This window comes from Coprococcus sp. AF38-1 (genome assembly GCF_003603945.1).
GTDB classification, from domain to species: Bacteria; Bacillota; Clostridia; order Lachnospirales; family Lachnospiraceae; genus Coprococcus; species Coprococcus aceti.
The window spans coordinates 191,452-217,627 of the sequence record NZ_QVGO01000004.1 but is presented as its reverse complement, the minus strand read 5'-3'; the positions used below and the strand labels follow the sequence as shown (position 1 = coordinate 217,627).

Sequence of the window (26,176 nt, the reverse complement as noted above, 5' to 3'; positions counted from 1 at the left end):
ATGCAGTGCATGTTATGAGTAGATGCAATTCGTACCCTGATAGTTTATATTCCGGTAAGTTTAATCTCTAGGCACAACGAATTTTTTCATAGATATTTATAATATAGTGGAAGAATCAATGGCATGTGTGGAAACATTCAGATATTTTGATTAGATACTTCAATATTTAAAAAATGAATAAACTAATATAAAGCCAGTTGGTATTATGCCAGCTGGCTTTTTTGTGTATTAATTACAACGTGTGTTAAACCACTGATTACCCGCTCTGCGAGCAGTAACAATCCGTGCGGTAACAAGAAACTAATATTAATTGCAAATAACTTAAATTATTGACTAATATGGCGTGCAAAAGCAATAAAAAACAACTTAAATATTCGGTAATTAATGACATGTTCAACAATTAAAAAATGAGTTAATATAAGTATATGTATAAATATTAATCACGAATTAGGCTGTTCGTGGTGAGTAAAGTGGAGGAATATCACAAAAAAGAAAGGGTAAGGAATATGGTGAGATTTAGAACAAGACTTGTTGCTGTGACATGTGCAGTTGCAATGGTTGGCTCATTCTGGGGAAGTGCAGGGGCAATAGTCTCAGCTGATGCATCAGAGCCGTCTGCGGAAATGGCGTGGAGCATCACTACAGACAAACTGGTATTTGACACTGGCGCAGATGCCAAGTGGACAGATAAAATTTATGCCAGCAATGATGAAGGTACATACCCAGAGTTAGGCAGGATCGATGATGTGTCTGTGGGTAAAAAGGCTGTGCTCACGGCAAATGTAACACTTAATGGAGATTTTTCAGGATTGGATGGTGCGGAGGCTGCTGACGGAACGTATAATGTGATCCAGCTTTCCTGTGCAATCAAGACTGGCGATGGATGGACATACACCAAGTCTGATGATTATCCATTCCTTAAAGCGGAAAATTTTTCAGATGGCAAGACACAGGTATCATTTGCATTTGATGTGGAGGATACAGGAGCTGCGAACGAGATAATATTCCAGTACAATTCAAACTCTGCATATACTGGAACAATATCAATATCTGATGTAGAGATTCAGAGTGATGATTCAGGAGAGGAGCCTGATGGTGGAGAAGAGCCAGGTGGCGGATCATCAGCAACAGGAAATGTGACAGGTGTGGCAGCACCTTCGATCACAGACAATACAGTATGGAGCAGTTCAGATGCAGTTCTCACATTTGACGCTGTTTCAGATAAGACATGGAAAGATAAAGCGTATGCCAGCAATGACAGCGCTACATATGCCGACATGGCGAGAATAGAGGGGGCAACTGTAGGTGAAAAGGCGAAACTCACAGCGACAGTTTCTCTCGACGGCGATATATCAGGCCTTGATGGTGCCGAGGCATCAGATGGATCGTACAATGCGATCCAGCTTGCATGTGCCATCAAGACAGGCGATAGCTGGACATATGTCAAGTCAGATGACTATCCATTTTTAAAGAGTGAGAACCTTACAGATGGCAAGTGCAGCGTAGAGTTCAACTTTAACGGAGTGGATGCAGGCGATGTTCAGGAGATCGTATTCCAGTACAATGCAAACTCAGCATTTACAGGAAAGGTTCTCATCGGCGGCGTTGCAGTTGACAAGGTAGAGAGTGGCAAGAAGCCGACAACATCAGAGACTGAGGTTGGAAATTTTGCAGATGCAAGCCTTGTGTTTGACACAGCGAGCGATGCAAAGTGGACAGACAAGGCATTTGCCAGCAATGATACAGGAAGCTATACAGATATTCCTACAGTAGACAATGTCAAAGTTGGAGCAAAGGCAAAGCTCACAGCTACAGTTACACTTGATGCAGATGCAACGGGACTTGATGGTGCCGAGGCGTCAGACGGGTCATATAACGCGATACAGCTTGCATGTGCCATGAAGACAGGCGACAGCTGGGATTACGTCAAGTCAGGCGACTATCCGTTCATCAAGGCTGAGAACTTTGTCGATGGCAAGTGCGATATATCATTTGCATTTGATGTATCAGAGGTGGGAAATGTGCAGGAGATCGTATTCCAGTACAATTCCAACTCAGCATATGCTGGCAAGATCACAATAAGCAACGTTAAGGTACTTGATGTTAAGGAGAGCAGCGGCGGACTTGAGCAGAGAGATCCTGCTGTCATCTCGGATCTCTCATCGGCTGAGGATTATGACAAGTGGAGCACAGAGGCCGGATATGCATACAAGCACGGCGATGCAGCCAACAAGGCAGGTACTGCCACACCTGACATATCATATGACAGTGCAAATGAGAGACTTAAGGTTTCTGTTGACTACTCAGCAGATTCAACTTCCTCATGGAGTGAGGCAAAGGTTAAGTGTGTTCCTACAGAGGCTATGGATGTGAGCCAGTACAACCAGCTCAGTGTGGATATCATCTACCCGGCAAAGCTCAAGGGAAGCAAGATCAAGTTTTTTGCAAATGGAATAATAAATAAAGATACAACCATTGACGATGATGCAGAGGATATCGGCGATGGATTAAAGAAGGCTACAGTTACTATGGGATTTACTCCGACAGATAAACCACTCACAGATGTGACAATAGGAATCATAGGAAGCAGCACAAGCTTCAAGGGCAATGTATATCTTGATAATCTTGTTCTGTCACAGGCAGATACAACAAAGGATTTTGTTGAGATAACAGAGACTCCTGGTGCTGGTTCACCAGCGGATCTTTCACAGATGCCATCATCAGTTAGAGTGAGCGATGCAAATGCAGCAGACAGCGCAAGAGCGCTCGCGGCATACCTGAATACGCTCATGAACAGCGATCAGGTTCTGTTCGGACATCAGAATGATGTGAGCAGAAGCGTAAATCCACAGGCATCACTCGGTGATGTATATGATGTGACCGGACAGGTCAGCGGTGTGTTCGGAATCGACTCACTGGCAGTTACAGGCTCGGAGGCAGGCGGTTCAGACGCAGCTTCGGCACTGGCAAACTCAGTGGCATACAGCAAGACTGCAGCGGCAAATGGTGCGATCGTGTCATTGTCAATGCATATGCCAAACTTCTCCAGCTCCAAGATAGTGAAGAACTCGGATGGAACATACAGCTTCTACGGATGTGATTTCTCAGAGTCCAAGGATCTGTCAAATGACATAGTAAAGCAGATTCTCCCAGGTGGAGAGTACAATGAGGTATTTACAGCTTACCTCGATGTGATCGCAGACTACGCATCACAGCTTCAGGCTGCCGGAATACCTATCATGATCAGACCATTCCACGAGAATACAGGAAGCTGGTTCTGGTGGGGATCAATGAACACAGCTGAGACATACAAGTCTCTCTACAGATATACCAAGGATTACATGGAGCAGAGCGGTGTACACAACCTTCTCTGGGTATACTCGCCAAACGGACCTATCACATCAGAGGCAGCTTACATGTCATACTATCCAGGCGATGAGTATGTAGATATCCTTGCATTTGACTACTATAACGATTACAATTCGTACCCTGCAGCTGCAGACAATTCTTTCTTTGACAGTCTTGATACAACATGTAATATCGTGTCATCAATAGCTGCAAAGAGGGGCAAGATACCAGCCATCGCTGAGTGCGGTGTCAGAGTCATGAAGAAGGATGGTTCAGACAACGAGGGACTTCTCGTAAAGGGCAATCCGGTTGGAACAGAGGCTTCAGGAAAGAACTGGTATCAGGAAGTCAGCGACATCGCGAAGAAGAACAACATGCCATACTACCTTGTATGGGCCAACTTCGGAGATACCAACTTCTACGTTCCATATAAGTATGACGACACACATGGACAGGAGCTTATAAATGACTTCATAAAGTACTACAACGACGACTCATCAATATTTGGTGGAGACACAGGATTCTACAGCAACATGGGAACCCTTGCAGGAGTTTCTGCAAATACATACACTAACCAGATGGGTTATATGGTATATCCATTTGACAGAGATACCATCCTCAAGGCGACAACACTCAAGGCTGGTGTTAAGAATGCATCAAAGGTTCAGTTCATTATCAACAATCCTGATACAGGTGTTAAGCTTACACTCAACGCTGAGGCTGGAGCCGAGATTGCCGCTGCAGGATCAGAGCCAACACTTTACACGGCTGATCTTACAGAGAAGAATCTCAGCAAGCTTGGAAAGACAGATACAGCAACCATCACACTCTTGGCAGATGGCGAGCAGCTCGCACAGCTGTCACACATAAGCCTTGGAAAGGCCAAGGATAAGGCTCCTGCAAATGTCATCGAGGACTTCGAGTACTATTCAGGAAGCGACGGACTTCTGGATTCCACATACACATCTAACTCAGCCGCAGGATGCAGCTCAAGCTTTGTTCTTGACAAGACTCATAAGAACGGTGGCACATACGGCGGTGCGTTCAAGTATAAGCTTGAGACAAATGGATCAGAGGTGTGGACAGGAAGGATCAAGTCAGAGCTTACAAACAATGATTTCTCAAAGTATAATGCGCTTGAGATGTGGGTACAGCCGGACGGTATGGGACAGAAACTTGTGATCCAGATCACAGATGGAAGCGGCGAGGAATTTGAGGTATACCTCACAGATTTCGTAAAGGGAACAAAGGCACAGTATGTTACTATTCCATTCAGCTCATTCAAGGGTAAGAAGGGTGGTACACTCGATGCATCGGATATAGTCAAATTTGCTGTATGGTGCAACTCGATCGTGCCGGAGGATCACACTGGCAAGTGGACAGTTGACTCAACTATCTACTTTGATGGAATCCAGGCAGTGAAGCTCACAGATGATATGCTCAAGAAGAATCCAGTGGACAAGAATGGACTTATCATAACAGATAAGTCACTGGTTAAGAAGGATGAGGCAGATCCGGGTAAGGCCAATCCAACAACAGAGGCTCCAACCACAGAGAATCCAACCACAGAGGATCAGACTACCGAGGCTCCAACAACTGAGAAGCCTGGCAATGACGACAAGACAACTGAGGCTACCACAGCAGCAACAACGGATGGAAGCACAGGTGGAAATGGACAGAACGTGGTAAATACAGGAGATAAGTCACCTGTAGACGTAATGTTTGCGATAATGATAGCATCACTTATCATGGCTGGTGCAGGCTATATCGTTATCAAAAAGGATAAGAAGTAATACTCATTTTAGCCATACAAAGAGCCCCGCTGTCGGCGTTGATGAAGACCACCGGCAGTGGGGCTTTATTTGTTGGTTTATATTTGTATGCAATATCAGTTTGCAGCACGTCTCTTCTCAACAAGCTTCTCCACAGGGGTTGTGAGATACATTATGGAGAGCATCAGTGTACAGCAGAACCAGATGATAGGCTCTGTGATGGTAACTCCGAGATATCCAAGTCTTGGAGTGAGGATCATAACCGCAAGTACCTTGCCGATCAGCTCTATAGTGGATGACATGACCGGAACGATCTTCCTGCCCATTCCCTGCATTGCACATCTCAGGACGAACAGAGGACCAAGTACATAGAAGCACGTCACGCCGATCCTTACATATCTCACGGCCGGATCTATGATGGCACTGGCAGATGTACCTGCAACCAGCTTTATAAGTGCCGGGCTGAGCAGCCAGCCGAATATTATCATGACAGTGGTTATGATCGTGTTTATGATGATCGCAGCCCTCACACCCTGATGTACCCGGTCGTATCTGCCTGCGCCCATATTCTGGCTTACATATGTCGTCACGGCATTTCCTACTATATATAACATGAACATGAGGATATCAAATATCTTTCTTGCCGCTGTGTGGGCGGTTACTATATCAGTTCCGAGTCCATTGATGGCTCTCTGGAGTATGACCGTTCCGATGTTCACTATACAGCTCATAAATCCCATGGCAAGTGCGGACTGTATGAGGTCTGCCCGATCACTCTTCTCTACGGAGTATTCATCCTTCTCCGGAATCAGATGCTTTGCCTTCACAAGTATATAGATCAGGGCAAGTATGCCCGCCAGCGCCTGTGATATATCGGTGGCGATGGCTGCACCCCGTACTCCCATGTCAAATGCTCTTATGAAAAGAAGATCCAGAACGATATTGAGTACAACTGATATACCGAGGAATATAAGAGGCGTCTTGCTGTCTCCGACTGCACGCAGTATGTTGGCGCACAGATTATATAATGAACAGAATATAATTCCAACGATTATGATTATAACGTAGCTTGCTGCCATATCCAGTATGTCGTCTGGTGTTTTGAGAAGTACCAGGATAGGCCTTATAAATATGAGACTCAGAACGGTCAGGACAATGGATGCCAGCAGTGTCATGATGGCCGATGCACCGATACATCTTCTCATATTGTGATAGTCCTTTGCACCGTAGTATTTGGCTATAGGGATGGCAAGCCCCATGGTTCCGCTGTTGAGGAAGCCTATTATCATATTCGAAATGACTGAGGTTGCGCCAACCGCGGCGAGTGCCTGTGAGCTTACGTAGTTGCCCACGATGGCTGAGTCTGTAAAACTGTATAACTGCTGTGCGATCTGTCCCAGTATCATAGGAACAGCAAATAACCATATGACTTTCATTGGTTTTCCGACTGTCAGATCTTTCATATATAATAACCCTCCTTATTTTTTTGCGCCTGATATTCGATTGTACAACAGTTCGCGATAAAGTCAATGTGGTTTTTGCTTAATTTTAAAGAAAAATGTTTTATTTTGTTATATAAAATGTTATGTTAAAGTGTAACGATTAAAAATTGCTTGATTGTGCATACTAACATTTGACATATATTATAGAAAGAAATGGAAAATATGGAAAAGAATAACATACAAAAAAATAAGCGTAACAGGAAGAGACATGCGGAGCTCGAGAGAATGGCGTTATACGCAGTGGGCGTCATTCTGCTGGGACTGGTCATAGGCCTTGCTGTGAAAAACTACAGACTTAAGAGTAAACTGGATAATCGTAATGAAAAGGACTCGGTTGTCACAGGAACATCGACGGACAGTGATAATACGAATGGCGATGCCTCAGTAGCAACAACAGAAAAGGCTGCGGAACTCAAGGTTCAGGGAACTGTGGAATGTACAGACATAGCGGTTCCGGAGACGGAGCAGGAAGAGAATTATAATGGTGAGGATCTGGCGGACAATGGCTGTCCGTATGCCATCAAGATAAACAGACAGGAAAATATAGTTACTATATATAAGCTGGATGCCACAGGTTATTACACCGTTCCGGTTAAAGCCATGCGCTGTTCGGTATCACCGGTGGGAGAAACTCCAGTCGGACTGTTCAACATACAGCTAAAGTGGGACTGGCTTGCACTGTTTGACAACTGTTATGGCCAGTATGTGTCACAGATAGACGGTGACACTCTGTTCCATTCCGTACCATATCTTGACACCACAAAGGATTCTCTTGAGACATGGGAATTCAACAAGCTTGGAACAGGGGCATCACTGGGATGCGTCAGACTGTGTGTTGCAGATACCAAATGGATATACGAGAACTGTGAGGCCGGAACATATGTGGATATATTTGACAGTAATTACTATGGACCACTTGGAAGACCTGTGCCGGTGACCAGACTGGATAACACTGATGAGACCGGATGGGACCCGACAGACATGGTTGAGGAGAATCCGACCGCAGGAACAGCCGTGATATACGGTGCGGAGAGCCACAGCATAAACCAGGGCGAGAACTATGACACAATGGCGGGAATATGGGCCTTCAATTCACAGCGTGAGGATGTAACGGACCAGTTGAAGGTTGAGGGAACCGTGGACAATATGAAGCTGGGGAAATATACAGTAAAGTACAGCTTTACAGATCAGGGCAAGGAGATATGGAAGAGTATCGAGATAACAGTGGAGGATGATGAAGCCCCTGTTATAACAAGGGTTCCTGTGGAGATAAAGCTGGAGAGTTACAATGGACAGGCTGATGAGCTTGCAGAGCTTGTTGCATCTTATGTGAACGCACAGGATGGTGATACACTGATAAGGACAGGAGTGGCCACAGATGGCAATGGCAAGACTCTGGATGGACAGGCACTCACAAGTCTTGGACAGGACGTTATATGCGTGGCTGTTAACAAGATGGAGTCTAAGGCAGGCAGCTATACAGTTGTGTGCTGTGCGCAGGACAGCAGCGGTAACAGATCATCCTATCACACAGTCACAGTCACCGTTGAAAAGTAGAGGTGGATCATGGCAGACAGGAAAAGTACGATTTATGATCTCGAAGCAGAGAAGATAAAGGAAAAGATAATCATATTTGCCGCCGATACAGGTGGATATACACAGAAAGAGGTCTCACTGGAGATACAGGCATCCCTGGACGAGCTCACGGAGCTCATAGACACAGCCGGAGCCGAGGTCGTGGGACGACTGGTGCAGAACAGGGACCGCATTGCAAATGACCTGTATCTGGGAAGAGGAAAGGTTGAGGAGCTCAGGGAGATGATATATGAGCTGGGCGCCACAGGAGTGTGCTGTGATGACGAGCTGTCACCGGCACAGTTGATGAACCTTCAGGATGCACTGGACATAAAGGTTATGGACAGGACAATGGTCATTCTCGATATATTTGCAGCACATGCTGGAAGCTACGAGGGCAAGCTGCAGGTGGAACTTGCACAGCTCAAGTTCAGGGCAACCAGACTTGTTGGAATGAGAGATTCGCTGTCGAGACTGGGCGGTGGAATCGGAACGAGAGGACCCGGAGAGAAGAAGCTGGAGATAGACAGACGAGTCATAAGGGACAGGATCTCCAGACTGAAGGCGGAGCTCAGGAACGTTGAATCTCAGAGAAGCCAGCAGAGAAAGCAGAGACAGAGGAGCGCTGTGCCGGTTGTGGGCATAGTCGGATACACAAATGCGGGCAAGTCGACCCTGCTGAATGCACTCACGGGGGCAGGAGTATTACAGGAAGACAAATTATTTGCGACCCTTGATCCTACGACAAGAGGATACAAGCTGCCGGGCGGACAGAATATACTGCTCACCGATACGGTCGGTTTTATAAGGAAGCTGCCGCATCATCTGGTCGAGGCTTTTGGCTCCACTCTGGAGGAGGCAAAATACTGTGATGTCATCCTTCATGTTGTGGACGCATCGGATGAAAACTGGGATAAGAACATAGAGACGGTGTACAGCACATTAAAGCAGCTCAAGATAGAAGAGAACTCGGGAAAACCTGTGATAACTGTATTCAACAAGATAGACAGAATATCAAAGGATGATCTGGTGGGTGTGCGCGATCTGAGAGCGGACAAGACTCTGTATATCTCGGCTGCCACGGGACAGGGACTCCCGGAGCTTGCCAGTGCGATAGAGGAAATACTCAGAAATCAGAAGTCATATATAAGGCATACATTTGCATATTCTGAAGCAGGACTCACAGGACTTATCCACAAATATGGTGAGATCCAGACAGAGGAATATCTGGACGATGGCATATTTATAGAGGCTTATGTTCCAAAGTCCATACTTGGAAAACTTGGCCTCAGTTTCGATGGTGAAGCTGATTTTTAGTGCCGGCAATGTGGCGTATCAGGCGTTAACGTGCCATTTCACATTGCTTACATAATATAAAGAGATAATAAAAAATGTTTACATTTTATAAGTATTTGTGTAAATTTACAGAGGAAGGATAATGGTTATTCACACAGAAAGGGAGATATTATGAGTGATAATAACATGAATCAGATGCCGGACGGAATGAATCCTAACGGCGCCGATGGTCCACAGCCATCACAGAACCAGCAGGGTGATGCGGGTCAGCAGTATAGCGCAGACCAGCAGTATGCAGGACAGTACGGTCAGCAGCAGTACGATGCAAACCAGCAGTACGCAGGACAGTACGGCCAGCAGCAGTATGGAGCGAACCAGCAGTACGCAGGACAGTACGGTCAGCGGCAGTATGGAGCGAACCAGCAGTACGCAGGACAGTACGGCCAGCAGCAGTATGGAGCAAACCAGCAGTACGCAGGACAGTACGGCCAGCAGCAGTATGGAGCGAACCAGCAGTACGCAGGACAGTATGGCCAGCAGCAGTACGATGCAAATCAGCAGTTTGCGGGTCAGCAGTTTGCAGATCAGTACGGTCAGCAGATGAATGCACAGCAGAGTGTATATGATCAGACCGTGAACATGTATGGTGATCAGGCGCACAAGCCTGAGTCTCCAAAGAAGAGAAAGGGTATCAAGATAGCCATAATAGCAGTTGTGGCAGCGCTTGTTATCATAGCAGCATTTGTTGTTGTATTCTTCGTGTTCATCAAGAAGAGTCCTAAGGATGCGGTCAAGGACGCGATGGAGAACACAGCAAAGGAACTTGAGAACAATAATATTGTGGGTATCGTCGGAGCAGATGACATAGATGTCGACAAGCTGGACGTTCAGTCAGATTTTACCATCGACAAGGTTGCCGGAGATGGTAAGCTCGACGGTTCAACATTTACATTTGACGCAAGCACAGCCAAGAGCGACGGACAGAACAGCTTCAAGCTTGGTTCTTCCATGACACTGGCAGGCGAGACAGTCAGTGCGGATGTTGTAATGATCGGTCAGACGCTCTATATGTCATGTCCTGATCTCTTTACCAAGACATTTTCATTTGACATGAACAGTGTTATGGCAGAGCTCGACAGCAAGGATGCGGGAGCCGGCGGTTCAGTTGACAGCGAGGCTCTTCAGAAGATCATAGATGAGGATCTCAAGCCGGCTGCAGATAAGCTTGCAGAGTCCATAACATATGAGAAGGTCGGCAAGGATGAGTTTACAAATGCAAATGGCAAGACTATCAAGGCAGACCACTACACAGTGACAATCACAACAGACGCTATAGATGAGTTCTCACAGGCACTGGTTGACTGTCTGAACAAGTACATGGACAGTAATCTGTCAGATGATATGATGGATCAGATGGGTGTTACAAAGGATCAGCTCAAGCAGTCCATCGGCACTATTCCATCTCTGGTCAGCGCAGTAATGACAAAGGATGCCGTTGCAAATGTGTACGTAGAAAACGACAAGGTGATCCGTGTTGACTGGGATTATGATCTTGCAGCAGCAGGCGTTAAGATTTCATTCACAGCAGATTACATGGGTGACGGAAATGTCACATCAGATGCTGTAACAAAGATAGCACTTACATACGGTTCAGATGTAAATATAGAGCTCAAGAGTGAGTCAAAGACTGACACATCAGGAGATAAGATATCAACTGACAAGAAGTACACATTATCAGCAATGAGCGGCGGAGAGAGCCAGGAGTTCACAGGAAATGTGACATCAGACTATGACAAGAACAGCGGTAAGATGAGTGGAAGCATATCTGTTGATGTACAGGGGGAGACTGCTCAGGCTGTATTTGAGGGTGTCCTTGCAGATGTCAAGAAGGGCGAGTCATTCAGCATAAATGATGCAAAGCTCACAGTTACAGTATCAGGCGAGGATGTTCTTCAGTGCTCAGGAAATCTCAAGGTAGCAGAGAAGGACAACAAGATAGAGGCTCCTGCAGCAGGAGATGTGGTTGATTACTCAGTTCTCAACAGTGATGATGTAGATCAGTACATCAACATGGATAAGATGGAAAAGATCGTATCAGCATGGAGCGAGATATTTGACTCAGTAAGTGTTGACAGCAGACTTGACGGAAAGTTCGGCACCGACTCAAAGGATACTGAGGAGGAAGAGCCTGAGACAACAGAGGCAGCTACAACAGAGGAAGCAACCACAGAGAAGTCAAATGACAGCACAGAGGAGAAAGACCTTTCAAAGGTTACATTAAGCCTTGGCGATAAGTCAGTAAAGATCAATGATCCAAAGGGATACGAGAGAAGCTATGCTTCAGAGTATACCATATCTTATAATGATGAGAAGGGCGATGTATATGCAAGCTATTCTACATATACACACTATTCAGCAAGTGATCTTGTGAAGAACATGAAGGATACTTACACAGAGTATTACAACGATGAGAACTCCAAGGTCAACGAGATGACAGATGGCACAGTGAAGGCAAAGGATGGCACAGAGGTAACATATCTTGTGATACAGCTCACATCATATGATATGGACAGAACAGAGGTGCTGTTGGTATATCCTACAGGCGAGGATGTAGTCACATGTTCTATCAGCTACTGGGATAAGGTCGACAAGGTTGACGCGCAGAAGCTGTGTGAGACATTCATGGATGCAATTGAGATAAAGTAATAGCTGTACAACGTGCAGGGAAAATGTGAAAAAGGCAGGAGGCAGTGATGAAGGTCGTTAATGTGAAGAATGTGGCGATAGGAGAGGGAATGACTAAGATCTGTGTACCTCTGGTAGCTCCGACGGATTATGATGTGGACTATCAGTTGAGGATCATAGCGAAGTCGGAACCAGACATGGTGGAATTCAGAGCGGATATGTACGAGAAGTGCTTTGACAGAGAGGCACTTATGAAGACTCTGGCGAAGATCCATGATAAGCTGGGGCAGTTCCCTATTATATTTACATTCCGAACAAAGGGCGAGGGTGGCTGCATGGAGGCAACACTCAGCCAGTATCACGACCTTCTTATTGACGCTATAGACAGTGGATATATAGACATCGTGGATATAGAATATTTCTCCGACATGGAGATTGTGGATGAAGTCATAGCGGAGGCTCATTCCAAGGGCGTGTATGTCATAGTGTCTAATCATGATTTCAAGACTACTATACCTATGGAACAGATAGTTGACAGATTTAAGTCCATCATATTCACAGGTGCAGATATAGCCAAGATAGCCATGATGCCTGAGGAGGGATCGCAGGTCGTAGATATGATGCAGGCTGCAAAGGAACTGCAGGATAGAGGAAATCAGACGCCTCTCATAGTTATATCCATGGGCGAGCTCGGCGTGGAGACGAGAACCACAGGCGAGATGTATGGCAATACAGTATCATTTGCCACGGCGGGAATACCTTCCGCTCCGGGACAGATATCTGTGGATGCACTGAGAAGCCAGCTCACTATGATACATCACATCATAGCTGGCAAATAATATTAAATATATGATCTTATTATTCTGGAAGTCACGGATGAATGCCGTGGCTTCCATTTTTTTAGTGGTGTGTGGCTTGTTTCGAAGATATATGGTATTATGACATAAATGTTCCGGGTGCCCTGTACTGCAGTCGGAGATTAAGGAGATAAGAATATAATGGAAGAAAAGATACACAAGAGGAGAGTTCGCTACAGTGGAACTCATCCGAAGAGGTTTGAGGAGAAATATAAGGAGCATGATCCTGAGAAATATGCCGATACGATAGAGAAGGTTATAAGCAAGGGCAGTACTCCGGCGGGAATGCACATATCAATATGTGTAAATGAGATACTGGATTTTCTTCAGATACAGCCGGGACAGCAGGGGCTTGATGCGACGCTGGGCTATGGCGGACACACAAGGCGTATGCTGGAGAAGCTTCAGGGAAAAGGTCATATGTATGCACTGGATGTTGATCCTATAGAGATAGTGAAGACGAAGAAGAGGCTGGAGGATGCCGGCTACGGGGAGGATATACTCACGATAAAGCAGACAAATTTCAGGAATATCGACCAGGTGGCAGAGGAGGCCGGGGGATTTGATTTTATCCTTGCGGATCTCGGAGTGTCTTCCATGCAGATAGACAATCCAGACAGGGGATTCACATACAAGTTTGATGGACCACTTGATCTGAGGCTTGATCCGGAGAAGGGTGAGTCGGCGGCGGAGCGTCTACGGGAGGTTTCGTATGAGGAACTCGTTGGGATGTTCCAGGAGAACTCGGACGAGCCTTATGCGGAGGAGATCGCTACGGTCATCATGAAGAGAAACCGAACTAAGAATTATGTGGAGACCACCACGCAGATGAAGGATGCAATCGAGGAGGCATTGGCATTTGTGCCGGAGAAGGACAGAAAAGAGGCTGTAAAGAAATCCTGTCAGAGGTGTTTTCAGGCTCTGCGAATAGATGTGAACAGTGAGTTTGAGGTTTTGTATGATTTCCTTGACAAGCTGCCGGATGCGCTCAGACCTGGTGGAAAAGTGGCGATACTGACATTCCATTCAGGTGAGGACAGACTGGTAAAGAGAGCGTTCAAGTCGGGAGCGAAGGCTGGTATTTACAGTGAGGTGAGCAAGGATGTCATCAGACCATCAGCGGAGGAGTGCGCCCGCAATCCGAGAGCAAGATCGACGAAGATGAGATGGGCTGTAAAAGCAGAATAAAGGACACAGAAAGGCGACATCGTCTGTATATCATGTTAATATGATGACAGGGGATGTCGCCTTTTGGACATATGTTTCAGATGTATTGTGGCTGGACGAATGAGAAGGGAAAAAGTTTATTTTAGGAGGTGCGGAGATGGGATACAAGGTTCTTCTGGTGGAGGATGACCACGACATAAGGGAGGCCGTGGCTGACTATTTCACAGGAGTTGAGGCAAGTGAGATGAATGTGAGCTGCGCCTGTGATGGCATACAGGCAGAGGAAATGCTCTATGAGAATCAGTATGATCTTGTGCTCTTAGACATCATGCTTCCGGGAGTGGATGGCTGGGAACTGTGCAGACAGATAAGAAAGACCAGCGATGTACCGGTCATTTTCCTGACAGCCAGAGCCAGGCAGGAGGATGTGCTGTATGGATATACACTTGGCTGCGATGACTATGTGGTCAAGCCATTTGCCATTGCAGAACTCTATGCCAAATCTGTGGCGCTGGTGAGACGGGCGAAGGGAACCGTTATCCACAGGGAACTTGTGTGTGGCTTAATATGCTGCGACACATCGGTACTCACGGTGACTGTGGATGGTGCAGCCATTGATATGCCGCGAAAAGAGTTGGAACTTCTCATATACCTCATGGAGAACAGAAAACGTGTGGTGTCGCGGGAGGAACTGCTGGTGAATATATGGGGCTATGACTATGACGGAAGAACCAGAGTTGTGGACGATCATATCAGAAAGCTGCGAAAGGCACTAGGCAAGGCTGCCGGGCAGATAAAGACTGTCATCACAAAAGGATATCAGATAAGGGATGTGCAATAAGGAGGCGTGATGACATGGTAAAATCGCATACAAATCAAAAACACAAAAAGCAAAAATATGAAAAGCAAAAACACGAAAAGAAAATGAAACTGATGAGAAAGCCCATCTGGTGGGTGGAGCTGCTTGTGGCGGCTGCGGTATGTACGGTTCTGATCGGAACTCTGGCATATGTGTCATACAGGACTGCGAGCATGATGCTGTATAACAAGATGTCTGACTCGGTTGATGATATGATGGGGAGTGTCCACGAGAGGATGAACACAGTACAGACTCAGGATGAATTTGCCGATTCCGTGGATGAAGACAGCGCGGCGTATATACGGGCATACAATACGATAATGTGGAATTCGTATTTGAATGGCGAGGTACTCATGTATGTGACAAATGAAGACTGGCTGTACAATCACTATCTTATAAATAACTGTAATACCTTATATAGACTGTACGATTCTGAAACGTTCCAGAGGATCGATCTGGACGGTATTGTGAATAAAAATGAGCCATTTACTATCATGTGTGTCAGGAATCTGGATACCGGCATAAGCGGATATTATGTGTGTGATGACAGTGGACTGACGAAGGTTCTTGACAATAGGGTGTCGGTATATGAATATTCGGGGGACATCTGCGGAGTGAAGAACATAGCCGATCCGTGCATAGTAAAAGTGTATCTGCGGGACAGTGAAAATGGAAGCAGCTTTACGATACAGGGTACTGACAGATATACAGACGAGAGCGTATTTTACGATGGCCCAGCGGATGCGTCGGGGTATTCGGAGTATGATGTGACACTGGAAAAGCTTACTTTTGATGACACTATCAATTCGACATTTGTCATGAATGGGGAAAAGTATGTGGTGACGGATATCAGGACATTCAGGGATATGGATCAGCTGCTGGAAACCGAGAGCGGTGCGTTGGACAGGGTTATCAAAGCACCCAGCACCCGGTATGTGGCAAGCGGACAGATGACCAGACTGGTATGGACTTGTCACATAGGCTCTACAAGCAGAGGCTTTCTGTTCAGCAAAAAGAAGATAGATTACACAGGAAACGATGTGTGCGGTATCCAGGATGGCGACGGCAGGGCTTACGCTGCCATGGAGGGCAGAGTCACGCTGGCAAATGGCAGACAGTGCATACTTGCCGGGGTGTGTTCATATGATGCGGAAGCGGTCATACGGGAGCTGGCAGAGGATATAAGAAGGATAGCCATATGGTGTATAGCGTGCATAACTGTATTTGCAACTGCTGTCATATACCTGACGAGAAAGACCCGCTATGACCGTCAAGAGTACAGACGCAATATGACAAATGCAATGGCTCACGATCTCAAAACCCCACTCATGGCTATGTCGGGTTATGCGGAGAACCTTCTCGCAAATGTGCATACGGACAAGAGGCAGCAGTATGCGGAGGCAATATCAGAAAATGTGCGAAGGATGAATGGAATGATTGAGCAGATGCTGGAGATAGACAGGCTGGAGACCGGGAAACGGCGAAAAGGAGAAAAGCTTGAGAGTGTTGATATGGCGGAACTCTTCAGAAAAGTTATAGCCGAAAATGAGGTGTCGATACAGAGAAAAAATATGGTGGTGATATTTGAGGGCAATTGTACTTTAAATGCAGATATGGAATCTATGAAACGCGTTGCGGAAAACCTGGTGACAAATGCGGTGAGACACGGCATGAAAAATGGAATTATAGATATAGAGATGGCAGATAGAAAGGTGACGATAAGCAACACAACGGACGATGTCTTGCCAGATGACATAGATTCGCTGTGGGATCCGTATGTGAAGGGCAGCGGCAGCAGAACAGGCGGTGGCAGTGGACTCGGGCTTTTTGTTGTGAAGACGATACTTGACAAGTATGGCTTGAAAGGAAGTCTGTCATATCATGATGGCAATTTTTCGGTGGAGATAAGCTCCCGGTAAATGCGTAACAGGCATACGGAGGATAGTAAAAATGTCCGTGATAATTTAGACAGAGCATTTATAAAAATTATAATAAAAATTTCATATATAATAAAAAATATTCATATTTTTTGATGTAATAGGTATGATATACTTCAAAATGTAGTGATAACTTGCATATATAAAAAGAAACCATCGTAAGGATAATTTTAAGAGAGGTATCAATATGGGAGATTATAAGGCAGCAGAGAATAGATATAAGAATGTTGAAGGTACAGGATTTTACAGACATTGCGGAAAGAGCGGTCTCATGATGCCGCCTCTGGCACTTGGTCTCTGGCACAACTTTGGAACAAATGACGATTATGAGAATATGAAGAAGATGTGCTTTACCGCATTTGACAACGGAATAACACATTTTGATATAGCAAACAACTATGGCCCGGTGTACGGAAGTGCGGAGGAAAACTTTGGAAAGATACTCAGAGAGGAACTGGGTGCGTACAGGGATGAGCTGATAATCAGCACGAAGGCCGGATTCGATATGTGGGAAGGCCCTTACGGCAACTGGGGCAGCAGAAAATATCTCATAGCAAGTCTTGACCAGAGCCTTAAAAGACTTGGCATCCCATATGTGGATATATTCTATCATCACAGAATGGATCCGAACACTCCACTCGAGGAGACCATGGGAGCATTGGCGCAGATAGTGAAGAGTGGAAAGGCACTTTATGTCGGACTCTCCAACTATGACGGACCTACCATGGCAAAGGCGGAGCGCATACTTGATGAGCTTCATGTGCCATTTGTGATAAATCAGAACAGATACAGCATACTGGACAGATCTGTCGAGAACAATGGGCTTTTGAAGCAGACATACGCATCAGGCAAGGGACTCATATGCTTCTCGCCTCTGGCACAGGGAATGCTGACAGACAGATATCTGAAGGACATGCCGGCGGACAGCAGGGCTGTGAAGGACGGAAGATTCCTTCATGAGGATCAGGTGCTTGAAACTAGACCTCTCCTCAACCAGTTAAATGAGATCGCAGCCGGATATGATATGAAGCTATCAGAGCTTGCCATAGCATGGCTGCTGAACAAGCCGGAGGTCACAACAGTGCTGATCGGTGCTTCAAAGCCTGAGCAGATCATCAGCAATCTCAAGGCTGCTGAAAAGCAGGCACATACAGTCATGACCGATGACGAATTACAGAAGATCGAGGATGCCGTTGCAGCATTTGGAAGATCATAAAATAGGCAAAACTTTCTTTTCATCCCCCTCGCAGGAGAAGCCGGATAGAGCTTCTCCTGTTTTTTATATCTGTGCAGACGTTGGGAGAAGTCTGTGCTGTTACAAATACATAAAAGTATGGTATTATATCACACAGAATCTATGTTACGGAGAAAAACTGGTGAAGGAATATATAAATGAAGCACTTGAAAAATATATAGAGAAGGGTACATACCCGTGGCACATGCCTGGGCACAAGAGACAGCCGATAGAAGCCGTCCAAAATGTTGATAACATTTCAAAATCCCGGGAAAACTTCTGGAACGGGGTGTATGCACATGATTTCACTGAGGCTAAAGATCTTGACGACATGCATGAGCCGGAGATGTTCATAGCGGACAGTATTGCCGAGATGAAGAAGGTGTATGGAACATTTGCAACATATATGCTGGTGAACGGTTCCACATCCGGACTTATGACAGCTATACACGCCACCTGTTACAGGGGAGACGTGATACTTGCGGCAAGGAACTGCCACAAGGCGGTGTACAACGCCATCTGCATGCTTGAGCTTGAGCCTGAATACATAGTGCCGGATTATGTTGATATGAGATGGCGCTGTGGCGTGAATCAGAATGGAGAACAGACGATAACAGATGGGATGACGGATGCCAGCGGCGAAAGCAATCGCGGGACTCGGGAAAAGATGGCTGCCAGCAGCGAAGTCAATCATGAAACAGAGGAAAAGGCGGCTGTCAATGGTGAAGATGATCGTGAAGTGTCAGAGAGGACGGACATATTGGGTGATATATCTCCGGATAAGGTAGAGCGTGCGATCAACATGTTGATAACGGATGGCAGAAAGCCAAGAGCGGTGATAATCACATCGCCGACATATGAGGGCGTCATGTCAGATATAAGAACCATAGCCGGGATAGTACACAGGTATGGAATATATCTCATTGTGGACGAGGCACAGGGAGCACATCTGAACTTCATGGAAGGACATGAGACCGCCATGCAGCAGGGCGCGGATATTGTCATCGAGAGCCTGCACAAGACCATGCCTGCACTTACCCAGACATCGCTCCTTCATGTGATGAATCCGAAACTTGATGAGAGAGTCAGGAGATATCTGCAGATATTCCAGACATCATCACCTTCGTATATATTTATGCAGAGCATGGAGAAGGCAGTTGCATTTGGCGCAAATAACAGAGATGAATTTGCCAGGTATGGGCGGAGGCTTGAGGCATTTGCCGGGAAATGTGATGGGCTCAGAAATATACGGCTGTTCAGACCTGATGCTTCCTCAGTGAAAAATGATGAGATCTGTAATGCGTGTAAAGTGTTCGACCATGATGAGGGCAGACTGGTATTTGTCGTGAGACCGGGAACTGTAGTCGAGTCGGGACAGAAATTTACAGGGGTTATGCTTGCTGAAATTCTGGCGGACAGGTATGGGCTGATTGTTGAGATGGCATCGGTGAGTTATGTCATTTGTATATCATCTGTTGTGGACAGTGCAGACAGTTATGATATACTATTTAATGCGGTGGCTGAGATAGACGGGAACCTTGGCTATGAGCCGGATAAAACAGACCGGCAGGAGCTGGATATCATATCCGGCAGAAGGTCAGCTATGCCGCCGGGAACCGCGTGGGACAGATCAGTGGAGAGCGTGCCGATTGAGGGTGCGGCTGGAAAGGTGTCGGGGGCATTTGTATATGCATATCCGCCGGGAATACCTGTGCTGGCGCCGGGAGAGGTTGTTGACCGGCAGGCAGTGAACGGAATAAAGTCCATGATAGACAGCGGACTTAATGTGGCAGGAGTCAATGACGGTTATATCAAAGTGCTGTGCGGAGAATGATATGTAGCACTATGATCTGGAAGGTTTGATAAGAATCACAATATAAATATGAAAGGTGTACATGTGCAGGAACAGCATATGGCAGGGTTAGGATATGAGAGGAATATTTATAACTATAGAGGGCCCGGACGGAGCGGGCAAGACCACACAGAGGGAGCTGCTTAAGGAATATCTGGAGAAGAAAGGCTATGACGTGCTGATAACCAGAGATCCGGGTGGGAATCCCATAAGTGAGGCGATCCGCGAGGTTATATTGAACAAGGATTTTACAGAGATGGGATATATGACTGAGCTGCTTCTGTATGCTTCGGCGAGAGCCCAGCTTGTGAAAGAGAATATTAAGCCTGCACTGGATGCCGGACAGGCGGTGATCGCGGACAGATTTGTGGACTCATCCGCTGTGTATCAGGGAATCGGAAGAGGACTCGGAGTTGACACGGTGTATAAGGTAAATGAATTTGCACTTCAGGGAATCATGCCTGATATGACATTCCTTATGGATCTTGACGCACAGGAAGGAATATCCAGAAAGAAGAACCAGGCTGAACTTGACAGAATGGAGAATGAAAAAATGGAGTTCCATCAGAAGGTCGTGGATGGATACCGCATGCTTGCGGATATGCACACTGAGAGAATAGTGAAGATAGACGCTACTTTACCTATTGATGAGATTCATGGTATAATAGTAGGGTATGTAGAGAAGAAACTTAATCTTTAATATATTTTGATTTTGGAGAAGGTCAGAATAGACATACAGAAACAATTAATTGTAAGGGGGTTGGTATATATGATAGATTTCACAGACATAATCGGACATGAGGACATAATACGCCACTTCAAGAGCAGCATTGAGCTGGGTAAGATATCCCAGGGCTACATCATCAATGGCGAGACAGGAAGTGGAAAAAAGACCCTTACCAGGGCGTTGGTCAAGACTCTCCAGTGTGAGGAGGGCGGTACAGAGCCATGTAATCATTGTAAGTCATGTCTTCAGTGTGAGACGGGAAATCAGCCTGATATCGTGTGGGTGACCCACGACAAGCCAAATGTGATCTCGGTTGAAGAGATACGTGATCAGGTGAATTCTGATATTGATATCAAGCCTTATAGCAGCAGATATAAGATATATGTTATAGAGGATGCACAGCTTCTGAATGTGAATGCACAGAACGCTTTGTTAAAGACGATCGAGGAAGCTCCGTCCTATGCAATAATCATACTGCTCACCAACAATCTTGATAAGATGCTTCAGACGATACAGTCCAGATGTATAGTGCTGAATGTGAAGCCTGTCAGGGAGCATGATATACTTGATTATCTCATGAACGAGCTCAAGCTGGACAAGCAGAAGGCTGACTTCTGTATGGATTTTGCCCAGGGCAATCTGGGAAAGGCCATCAGGCTTGCAACTAGTGATGAGTACAAGGAGATCAAGGAAAATGTGGTGAAGTTCATGAGACATATAAGTGATATGTCGGTTGATGACATGATATTTGCCATTAAGAATATGGAGCTGTACAAGCTCAAGGTAAGTGACTACATCGATCTGATGATGATGTGGTACAGGGACATTCTTATGCTTAAGGTTTCCAATAACCCGGGTCGGTTGATGTTCAAGGAGTATTATTCTGATATAAGAAAGCAGTCTTCACACATCAGCTATGAGGGTATAGAAAAGGTACTCAAGTCTATGGACAAGGCCAAGGTCAGACTTGAGGCGAATGTCAGCTTTGACATTGTCATGGAGCTTATGCTCCTAACCATGAAGGAGAATTGTTAATGAAAGAGATTATAGGAGTTCGTTTCAGACCAAACGGTAAGATATATTATTTTGATCCACAGAACTTTGAGGTCGAGGCCGGCAGTTTTGTCATTGTCGAGACCGCAAGGGGTGTGGAGTACGGCAAAGTGGTTCTGGGAAGACGAGAGGTAGAAGAGGGCAAGATAACGGCGTCACTCAAGCCAATCATAAGAATTGCCACAGAGGATGACACCAGAAGATACGAGGATAACAAGAAGAAGAGCAAGAGAGCATTTGGCATATGTCTTGAGAAGATCGCAAAGCATAAGCTGGACATGAAGCTCATCGAGGCTGAGTATACATTTGACAACAATAAGGTGCTGTTCTACTTCACAGCAGACAGGAGAATCGATTTCCGAGAGCTGGTAAAGGATCTTGCGTCGGTGTTCAAGACAAGAATAGAGCTCAGACAGATCGGTGTCCGCGATGAGACCAAGATGGTTGGCGGAATCGGCATATGTGGAAGGGAGCTCTGCTGTAACAAGCATTTGTCGGAGTTCGTTCCAGTATCAATCAAGATGGCAAAGGAGCAGAACCTGTCACTGAATCCTACTAAGATATCCGGTGTGTGCGGAAGACTTATGTGCTGTCTGAAGCATGAGCAGGACACTTACGAGTATCTGAATGAGAAGCTTCCGAATGTAGGAGATTTCGTCAGGACCATAGATGGCAATAAGGGCGAGGTAATGTCAGTGAACGTTCTCCGACAGAAGGTTAAGATCGTGGTGACAGACAAGGATGACAACAAGGAAGTTATGGAGTATCCTGTGGCTGAACTCAAGTTCAAGCCTAAGAGAAGAAAGAATTCAGAGAGACTCAGCGCTGAGGAGTACAAGGCACTTGAGGCATTGGAGGACAAGGGTGGAAAGTCCAAATTTGACGATTAAACCGGATGTGGTTATAAAACCTGATGAGAGGATAGATGATCTGCAGTGCAGAGGATATCAGATCATACAGAACAGCGGGATGTTCTGTTTTGGAATGGACGCTGTGCTGCTTGCAAATTATGTGCGATTTAAGAGGAAGGGCAGATATTTGGATCTCGGGACAGGAACAGGTATCATACCTATACTTCTTGCTGCAAAGGAATATGGAGAAGGGACTCTTACCCGGAAGGAGAGGCTGGCTGTTTTGGACGCTATTGACCGTAAGATAGCGTCTGATCATCCGGAAATAAAACGAGGATTGACGGATGCTAAGCCTGCTGATAATGCACGTTTTATAGGTATAGAACTCCAGACTGAATGCGCGGACATGGCGGCAAGGAGCGTGAGCCTCAATGGGCTTGACGGTTTAGTGCGAATAGATAACGGAGATATAAAGGAGGTCTCTTGTAACTACAAGAAGGCCTCCTTTGACATAGTGACCTCAAATCCGCCATACATAAAGGGCAGTCACGGTCTGGAGAATCCGGATGCTCCGAAGAACATAGCGAGACATGAGGTTCATGTGACATTGGATCAGGTGGTGGTTGCGGCAGAGTATGCCCTTAAACCCGGCGGAAGCTTTTATATGATACACAAGCCGTTCAGGCTGGCTGAGATATTTGAATGCCTGCATGAGCACAGGCTTGAGCCAAAGAGGATGCAGCTTGTACATCCATACATAGATAAGGAGCCGAACATGGTCATAGTGGAGGCCGTCAAGGGTGGCAACTCCATGATCAAGATCGATCCGCCTATGATAGTCTACAAAGCTCCGGGAGTGTACACGGAGCAGCTGCTTGCGACGTATGAAGGCAGTGCAAAGCGGTAACAGGCAACGGCTGCAGCATGAAAGTGAAAAATGTTGTAAACACCCTAATGTACATATTACAGATAGTGAGGTTTATATATGGCAGGCAAATTATATCTGGTGGCAACACCTATAGGCAATCTTGAGGATATGACATACAGGGCTGTCAGGGTTCTTTCCGAGGTGGATGTGATAGCGGCGGAGGATACAAGAAACAGTATCAAGCTGCTCAATCATTTCGAGATCAAGACTCCGATGACAAGCTATCATGAATACAACAAATACGATAAGGCAAAGGTTCTCGTTGAGAAAATGCAGCAAGGACAAAGCGTTGCAGTTATCACTGATGCCGGAACTCCGGGTATATCTGATCCCGGGGAGGAGCTTGTGAGACAGGCTCTTGCCGCAGGGCTTGAGGTTACACCGGTGCCGGGGGCGTGCGCATGCATATCGGCACTCATCAGCTCCGGACTTTCGACCAGAAGATTCGCATTTGAGGCGTTTCTTCCATATGACAAGAAGGACAGAGCAAGAGTGCTTGAGGAGATGAAGCGTGAGACGAGGACAATGGTAATGTATGAGGCCCCTCACAAGCTGAAGAAGACTTTGGCGGAACTCATGGAGACACTCGGTGACAGGCATATAACACTTGCGAGGGAGCTGACCAAGAAACATGAGACGATAGAACCTATGATGCTCTCTCAGGCGGTAGCCCGCTACGAGGAGGAAGATCCAAGAGGAGAATTCGTCATCGTGATAGAAGGACTAGATGTGAAGAAGCTTGAGGAGGAGAAGAAGAGCTCGTTCGAGGCTATGTCCGTGGAGGAACATGTGCAGATGTACGTAGATCAGGGTATGTCCAAGAAGGATGCGGTCAAGCAGGCGGCCGTTGACCGCGGAGTCCCTAAGAGGGATGTGTATAATGCTGTGATGAAATAGGAATAAGAGAATAGATAAAGGATCAACATCCAGCTCGAAGGAAGAGTAGGTTGAACAGAAAAGAGGGGGGCTTTTTGCTTTTTAAAAGTCCCCTTCATTTCAGATTTATCCCCACCTTTAAAACCCAAGGTGCGCAATAAATGTTCCAATAGCATAACCTGTGCCATATATCATAAGTGCGATCAGGCCTATAATCATTATCCCTCTTATCAATATCTGGATTTGGGTTCCGTGATTCATCCAATTCTTGAAATCATTTCCGTTCGTTTTCATAAACAGCCTTGTCATCTCAGGATATGCCTTATCATTTTCCCATTTGGAAATCGATTGCCGGGACACATCTAAAACCTCTGCAAGCTCTTCCTGGGATAGATTATTTTTATTTCGCAATTCATACAATCGTTCTCCAAAAGTCATACCTTCTCCTCCGTGGCGCTGCCGATCAGATATCCCCATTTATATACACCCTCGGAACCCTCACCGATATGTTGCACACGATCACATCCACGTTGGTGTCGAGCATATTTGCCATGTCTTCGATGGACATGCCCTCGCCGAGAAGGGTTACTGTGTCGCCGCGCTTTACATCCGGGATGTCTGTAATGTCTGCCATGCACTGATCCATGCACACGCGTCCGATGATTGGCGCTTCATGGCCGTTTATGATGACCTTGCCCTTGTTGGACAGGTAACGGCTGTAGCCGTCGGCAAATCCCACAGGCAAGGTGGCGATCTTTGTAGGCCTTTTGGTAACAAATGTTCCGCCGTAGCCGATTTCTGAACCGGCAGGAACCTCCTTCACCATGGCAACGTATGTGTACCAGCTGAGAATCTCCTGAAGTCCTGAATTTTTCCAGTCAAAATCATCAGAAGGAGTGAGACCATAGAGGATATCACCGCATCTGACTGCGTCGAGCTGTGCTTCAGGAAGCATCAGTATGGCAGGGCTGTTGGCTACGTGGTGCTTTGGTATGACAACACCCATTTTCTCAAGTTCATTTACGGCGTGGAGGTATAGGTCAAGCTGCTTTCTGGCGCTTGTGTGGTCGCCCTCGTCTGCCCTTGCAAAATGTGTAAATATACCTGTTACGTTCAGGTCATCCATCTCGCAGATCTTCTTTATAGTGTCAAATGATTCCTGACATACCGGAAATCCGATTCTGTTCATTCCTGTGTTCAGCTTTATCTGTACGTTCTGCTTCTTTCCTGCGCGTCTTGCGGCGGCAGCCATGTTCTCGGCACCCTCCAGAGAGAACAAGGTCAGGTCGAGGTCGTACTTTACTGCTTCATCCAGCATATCATCGGCGGTGTCTCCAAGTATAAGCACGGACTCTGTTGCGCCTGCGTCCCTGAGCATTTTGCCCTCCTCCCAGATGGCAACTGCGTAGCTGTCGATGCCACATTCCTTGAGTGTTGGGTAAAGTCCGGCGATGCCGTGTCTGTATCCGTCACCCTTCATGACGGCGGTAAACTCCACGCCCGGCTTCAGTCTTGCCTTGATATTTGCGATATTGCTTCTGAGCTTTGCCAGATCTATAACTGCTGCAGTTCTTCCTGCAAATGGTCTGTTATTCATAGTTATTCTCCTATTTTACAACTGTCATATATAGTATCTAGGTAATTATATTTTTAATTG

General features: G+C 46.1%; 18 protein-coding genes. 15 read left to right on the top strand and 3 right to left on the bottom strand.

Annotated features, from left to right (window positions below; all coding sequences use genetic code 11):
* Positions 1–506: 506 nt before the first annotated feature.
* Complete coding sequence (locus DW025_RS07285; RefSeq protein ID WP_119999385.1) at positions 507–5,141, top strand: glycosyl hydrolase; 4,635 nt, start codon at positions 507–509, stop codon at positions 5,139–5,141.
* A gap of 95 nt (positions 5,142–5,236) precedes the next feature.
* Here the strand turns inward: DW025_RS07285 and DW025_RS07280 are convergent, their stop codons facing one another.
* Positions 5,237–6,583 (bottom strand): MATE family efflux transporter, encoded by a 1,347-nt coding sequence (locus DW025_RS07280; RefSeq protein ID WP_119999383.1) that lies wholly within the window; start codon positions 6,581–6,583, stop codon positions 5,237–5,239.
* Between the two features lie 201 nt (positions 6,584–6,784).
* On the opposite strand from DW025_RS07280, the gene DW025_RS07275 reads away from it, so the two are divergent.
* The 14 genes from DW025_RS07275 (at position 6,785) to rsmI (ending at position 24,540) form a co-directional block, all read left to right on the top strand.
* Positions 6,785–8,179, top strand: coding sequence for a L,D-transpeptidase family protein (locus tag DW025_RS07275; protein ID WP_118757937.1), 1,395 nt, complete (start codon positions 6,785–6,787; stop codon positions 8,177–8,179).
* Positions 8,180–8,188: 9 nt separating this feature from the next.
* A complete protein-coding gene (hflX, locus tag DW025_RS07270; RefSeq protein ID WP_117875320.1) occupies positions 8,189–9,514 on the top strand; it encodes a GTPase HflX in 1,326 nt (441 codons plus the stop codon).
* A gap of 150 nt (positions 9,515–9,664) precedes the next feature.
* Positions 9,665–12,199, top strand: a complete 2,535-nt coding sequence (locus tag DW025_RS15135) for a hypothetical protein (RefSeq protein WP_165854759.1) — start codon at positions 9,665–9,667, stop codon at positions 12,197–12,199.
* Positions 12,200–12,246: 47 nt separating this feature from the next.
* Positions 12,247–13,017, top strand: coding sequence for a type I 3-dehydroquinate dehydratase (gene aroD / locus DW025_RS07260; RefSeq protein WP_117549836.1), 771 nt, complete (start codon positions 12,247–12,249; stop codon positions 13,015–13,017).
* A gap of 159 nt (positions 13,018–13,176) precedes the next feature.
* Positions 13,177–14,223, top strand: coding sequence for a 16S rRNA (cytosine(1402)-N(4))-methyltransferase RsmH (gene rsmH / locus DW025_RS07255; RefSeq protein ID WP_119999381.1), 1,047 nt, complete (start codon positions 13,177–13,179; stop codon positions 14,221–14,223).
* A 136-nt stretch (positions 14,224–14,359) separates the two neighbouring features.
* Positions 14,360–15,043: a response regulator transcription factor gene (locus DW025_RS07250; RefSeq protein WP_119999379.1), complete on the top strand. Its 684-nt coding sequence runs from the start codon at positions 14,360–14,362 to the stop codon at positions 15,041–15,043.
* An 83-nt stretch (positions 15,044–15,126) separates the two neighbouring features.
* A complete protein-coding gene (locus DW025_RS07245) occupies positions 15,127–16,980 on the top strand; it encodes a sensor histidine kinase (RefSeq protein ID WP_165854764.1) in 1,854 nt (617 codons plus the stop codon).
* Positions 16,981–17,185: 205 nt separating this feature from the next.
* Complete coding sequence (locus DW025_RS07240; protein ID WP_118649488.1) at positions 17,186–18,214, top strand: aldo/keto reductase; 1,029 nt, start codon at positions 17,186–17,188, stop codon at positions 18,212–18,214.
* A 160-nt stretch (positions 18,215–18,374) separates the two neighbouring features.
* Positions 18,375–20,066 carry an aminotransferase class I/II-fold pyridoxal phosphate-dependent enzyme gene (locus tag DW025_RS07235; protein WP_165854763.1) on the top strand — a complete coding sequence of 564 codons (1,692 nt, stop codon included), beginning with the start codon at positions 18,375–18,377 and terminating at the stop codon, positions 20,064–20,066.
* A 94-nt stretch (positions 20,067–20,160) separates the two neighbouring features.
* Entirely contained in the window at positions 20,161–20,784 is a 624-nt protein-coding gene (gene tmk, locus DW025_RS07230; RefSeq protein ID WP_015534370.1) for a dTMP kinase, read from the top strand.
* A gap of 69 nt (positions 20,785–20,853) precedes the next feature.
* Complete coding sequence (locus DW025_RS07225; protein ID WP_015534369.1) at positions 20,854–21,846, top strand: DNA polymerase III subunit; 993 nt, start codon at positions 20,854–20,856, stop codon at positions 21,844–21,846.
* Positions 21,846–22,754, top strand: a complete 909-nt coding sequence (locus tag DW025_RS07220) for a PSP1 domain-containing protein (RefSeq protein ID WP_015534368.1) — start codon at positions 21,846–21,848, stop codon at positions 22,752–22,754. The genes DW025_RS07225 and DW025_RS07220 overlap by 1 nt, the downstream gene beginning before the upstream one ends.
* Positions 22,729–23,622: a tRNA1(Val) (adenine(37)-N6)-methyltransferase gene (locus tag DW025_RS07215; RefSeq protein ID WP_119999373.1), complete on the top strand. Its 894-nt coding sequence runs from the start codon at positions 22,729–22,731 to the stop codon at positions 23,620–23,622. The genes DW025_RS07220 and DW025_RS07215 overlap by 26 nt, the downstream gene beginning before the upstream one ends.
* A 78-nt stretch (positions 23,623–23,700) precedes the next feature.
* Positions 23,701–24,540: a 16S rRNA (cytidine(1402)-2'-O)-methyltransferase gene (gene rsmI, locus DW025_RS07210; RefSeq protein ID WP_119999371.1), complete on the top strand. Its 840-nt coding sequence runs from the start codon at positions 23,701–23,703 to the stop codon at positions 24,538–24,540.
* Between the two features lie 117 nt (positions 24,541–24,657).
* On the opposite strand, the gene DW025_RS07205 is transcribed toward rsmI, so the two are convergent.
* Positions 24,658–24,957 carry a helix-turn-helix transcriptional regulator gene (locus DW025_RS07205; protein ID WP_119999370.1) on the bottom strand — a complete coding sequence of 100 codons (300 nt, stop codon included), beginning with the start codon at positions 24,955–24,957 and terminating at the stop codon, positions 24,658–24,660.
* A gap of 25 nt (positions 24,958–24,982) precedes the next feature.
* Positions 24,983–26,116 (bottom strand): alanine racemase, encoded by a 1,134-nt coding sequence (gene alr / locus DW025_RS07200; protein WP_119999368.1) that lies wholly within the window; start codon positions 26,114–26,116, stop codon positions 24,983–24,985.
* Positions 26,117–26,176: the final 60 nt, after the last annotated feature.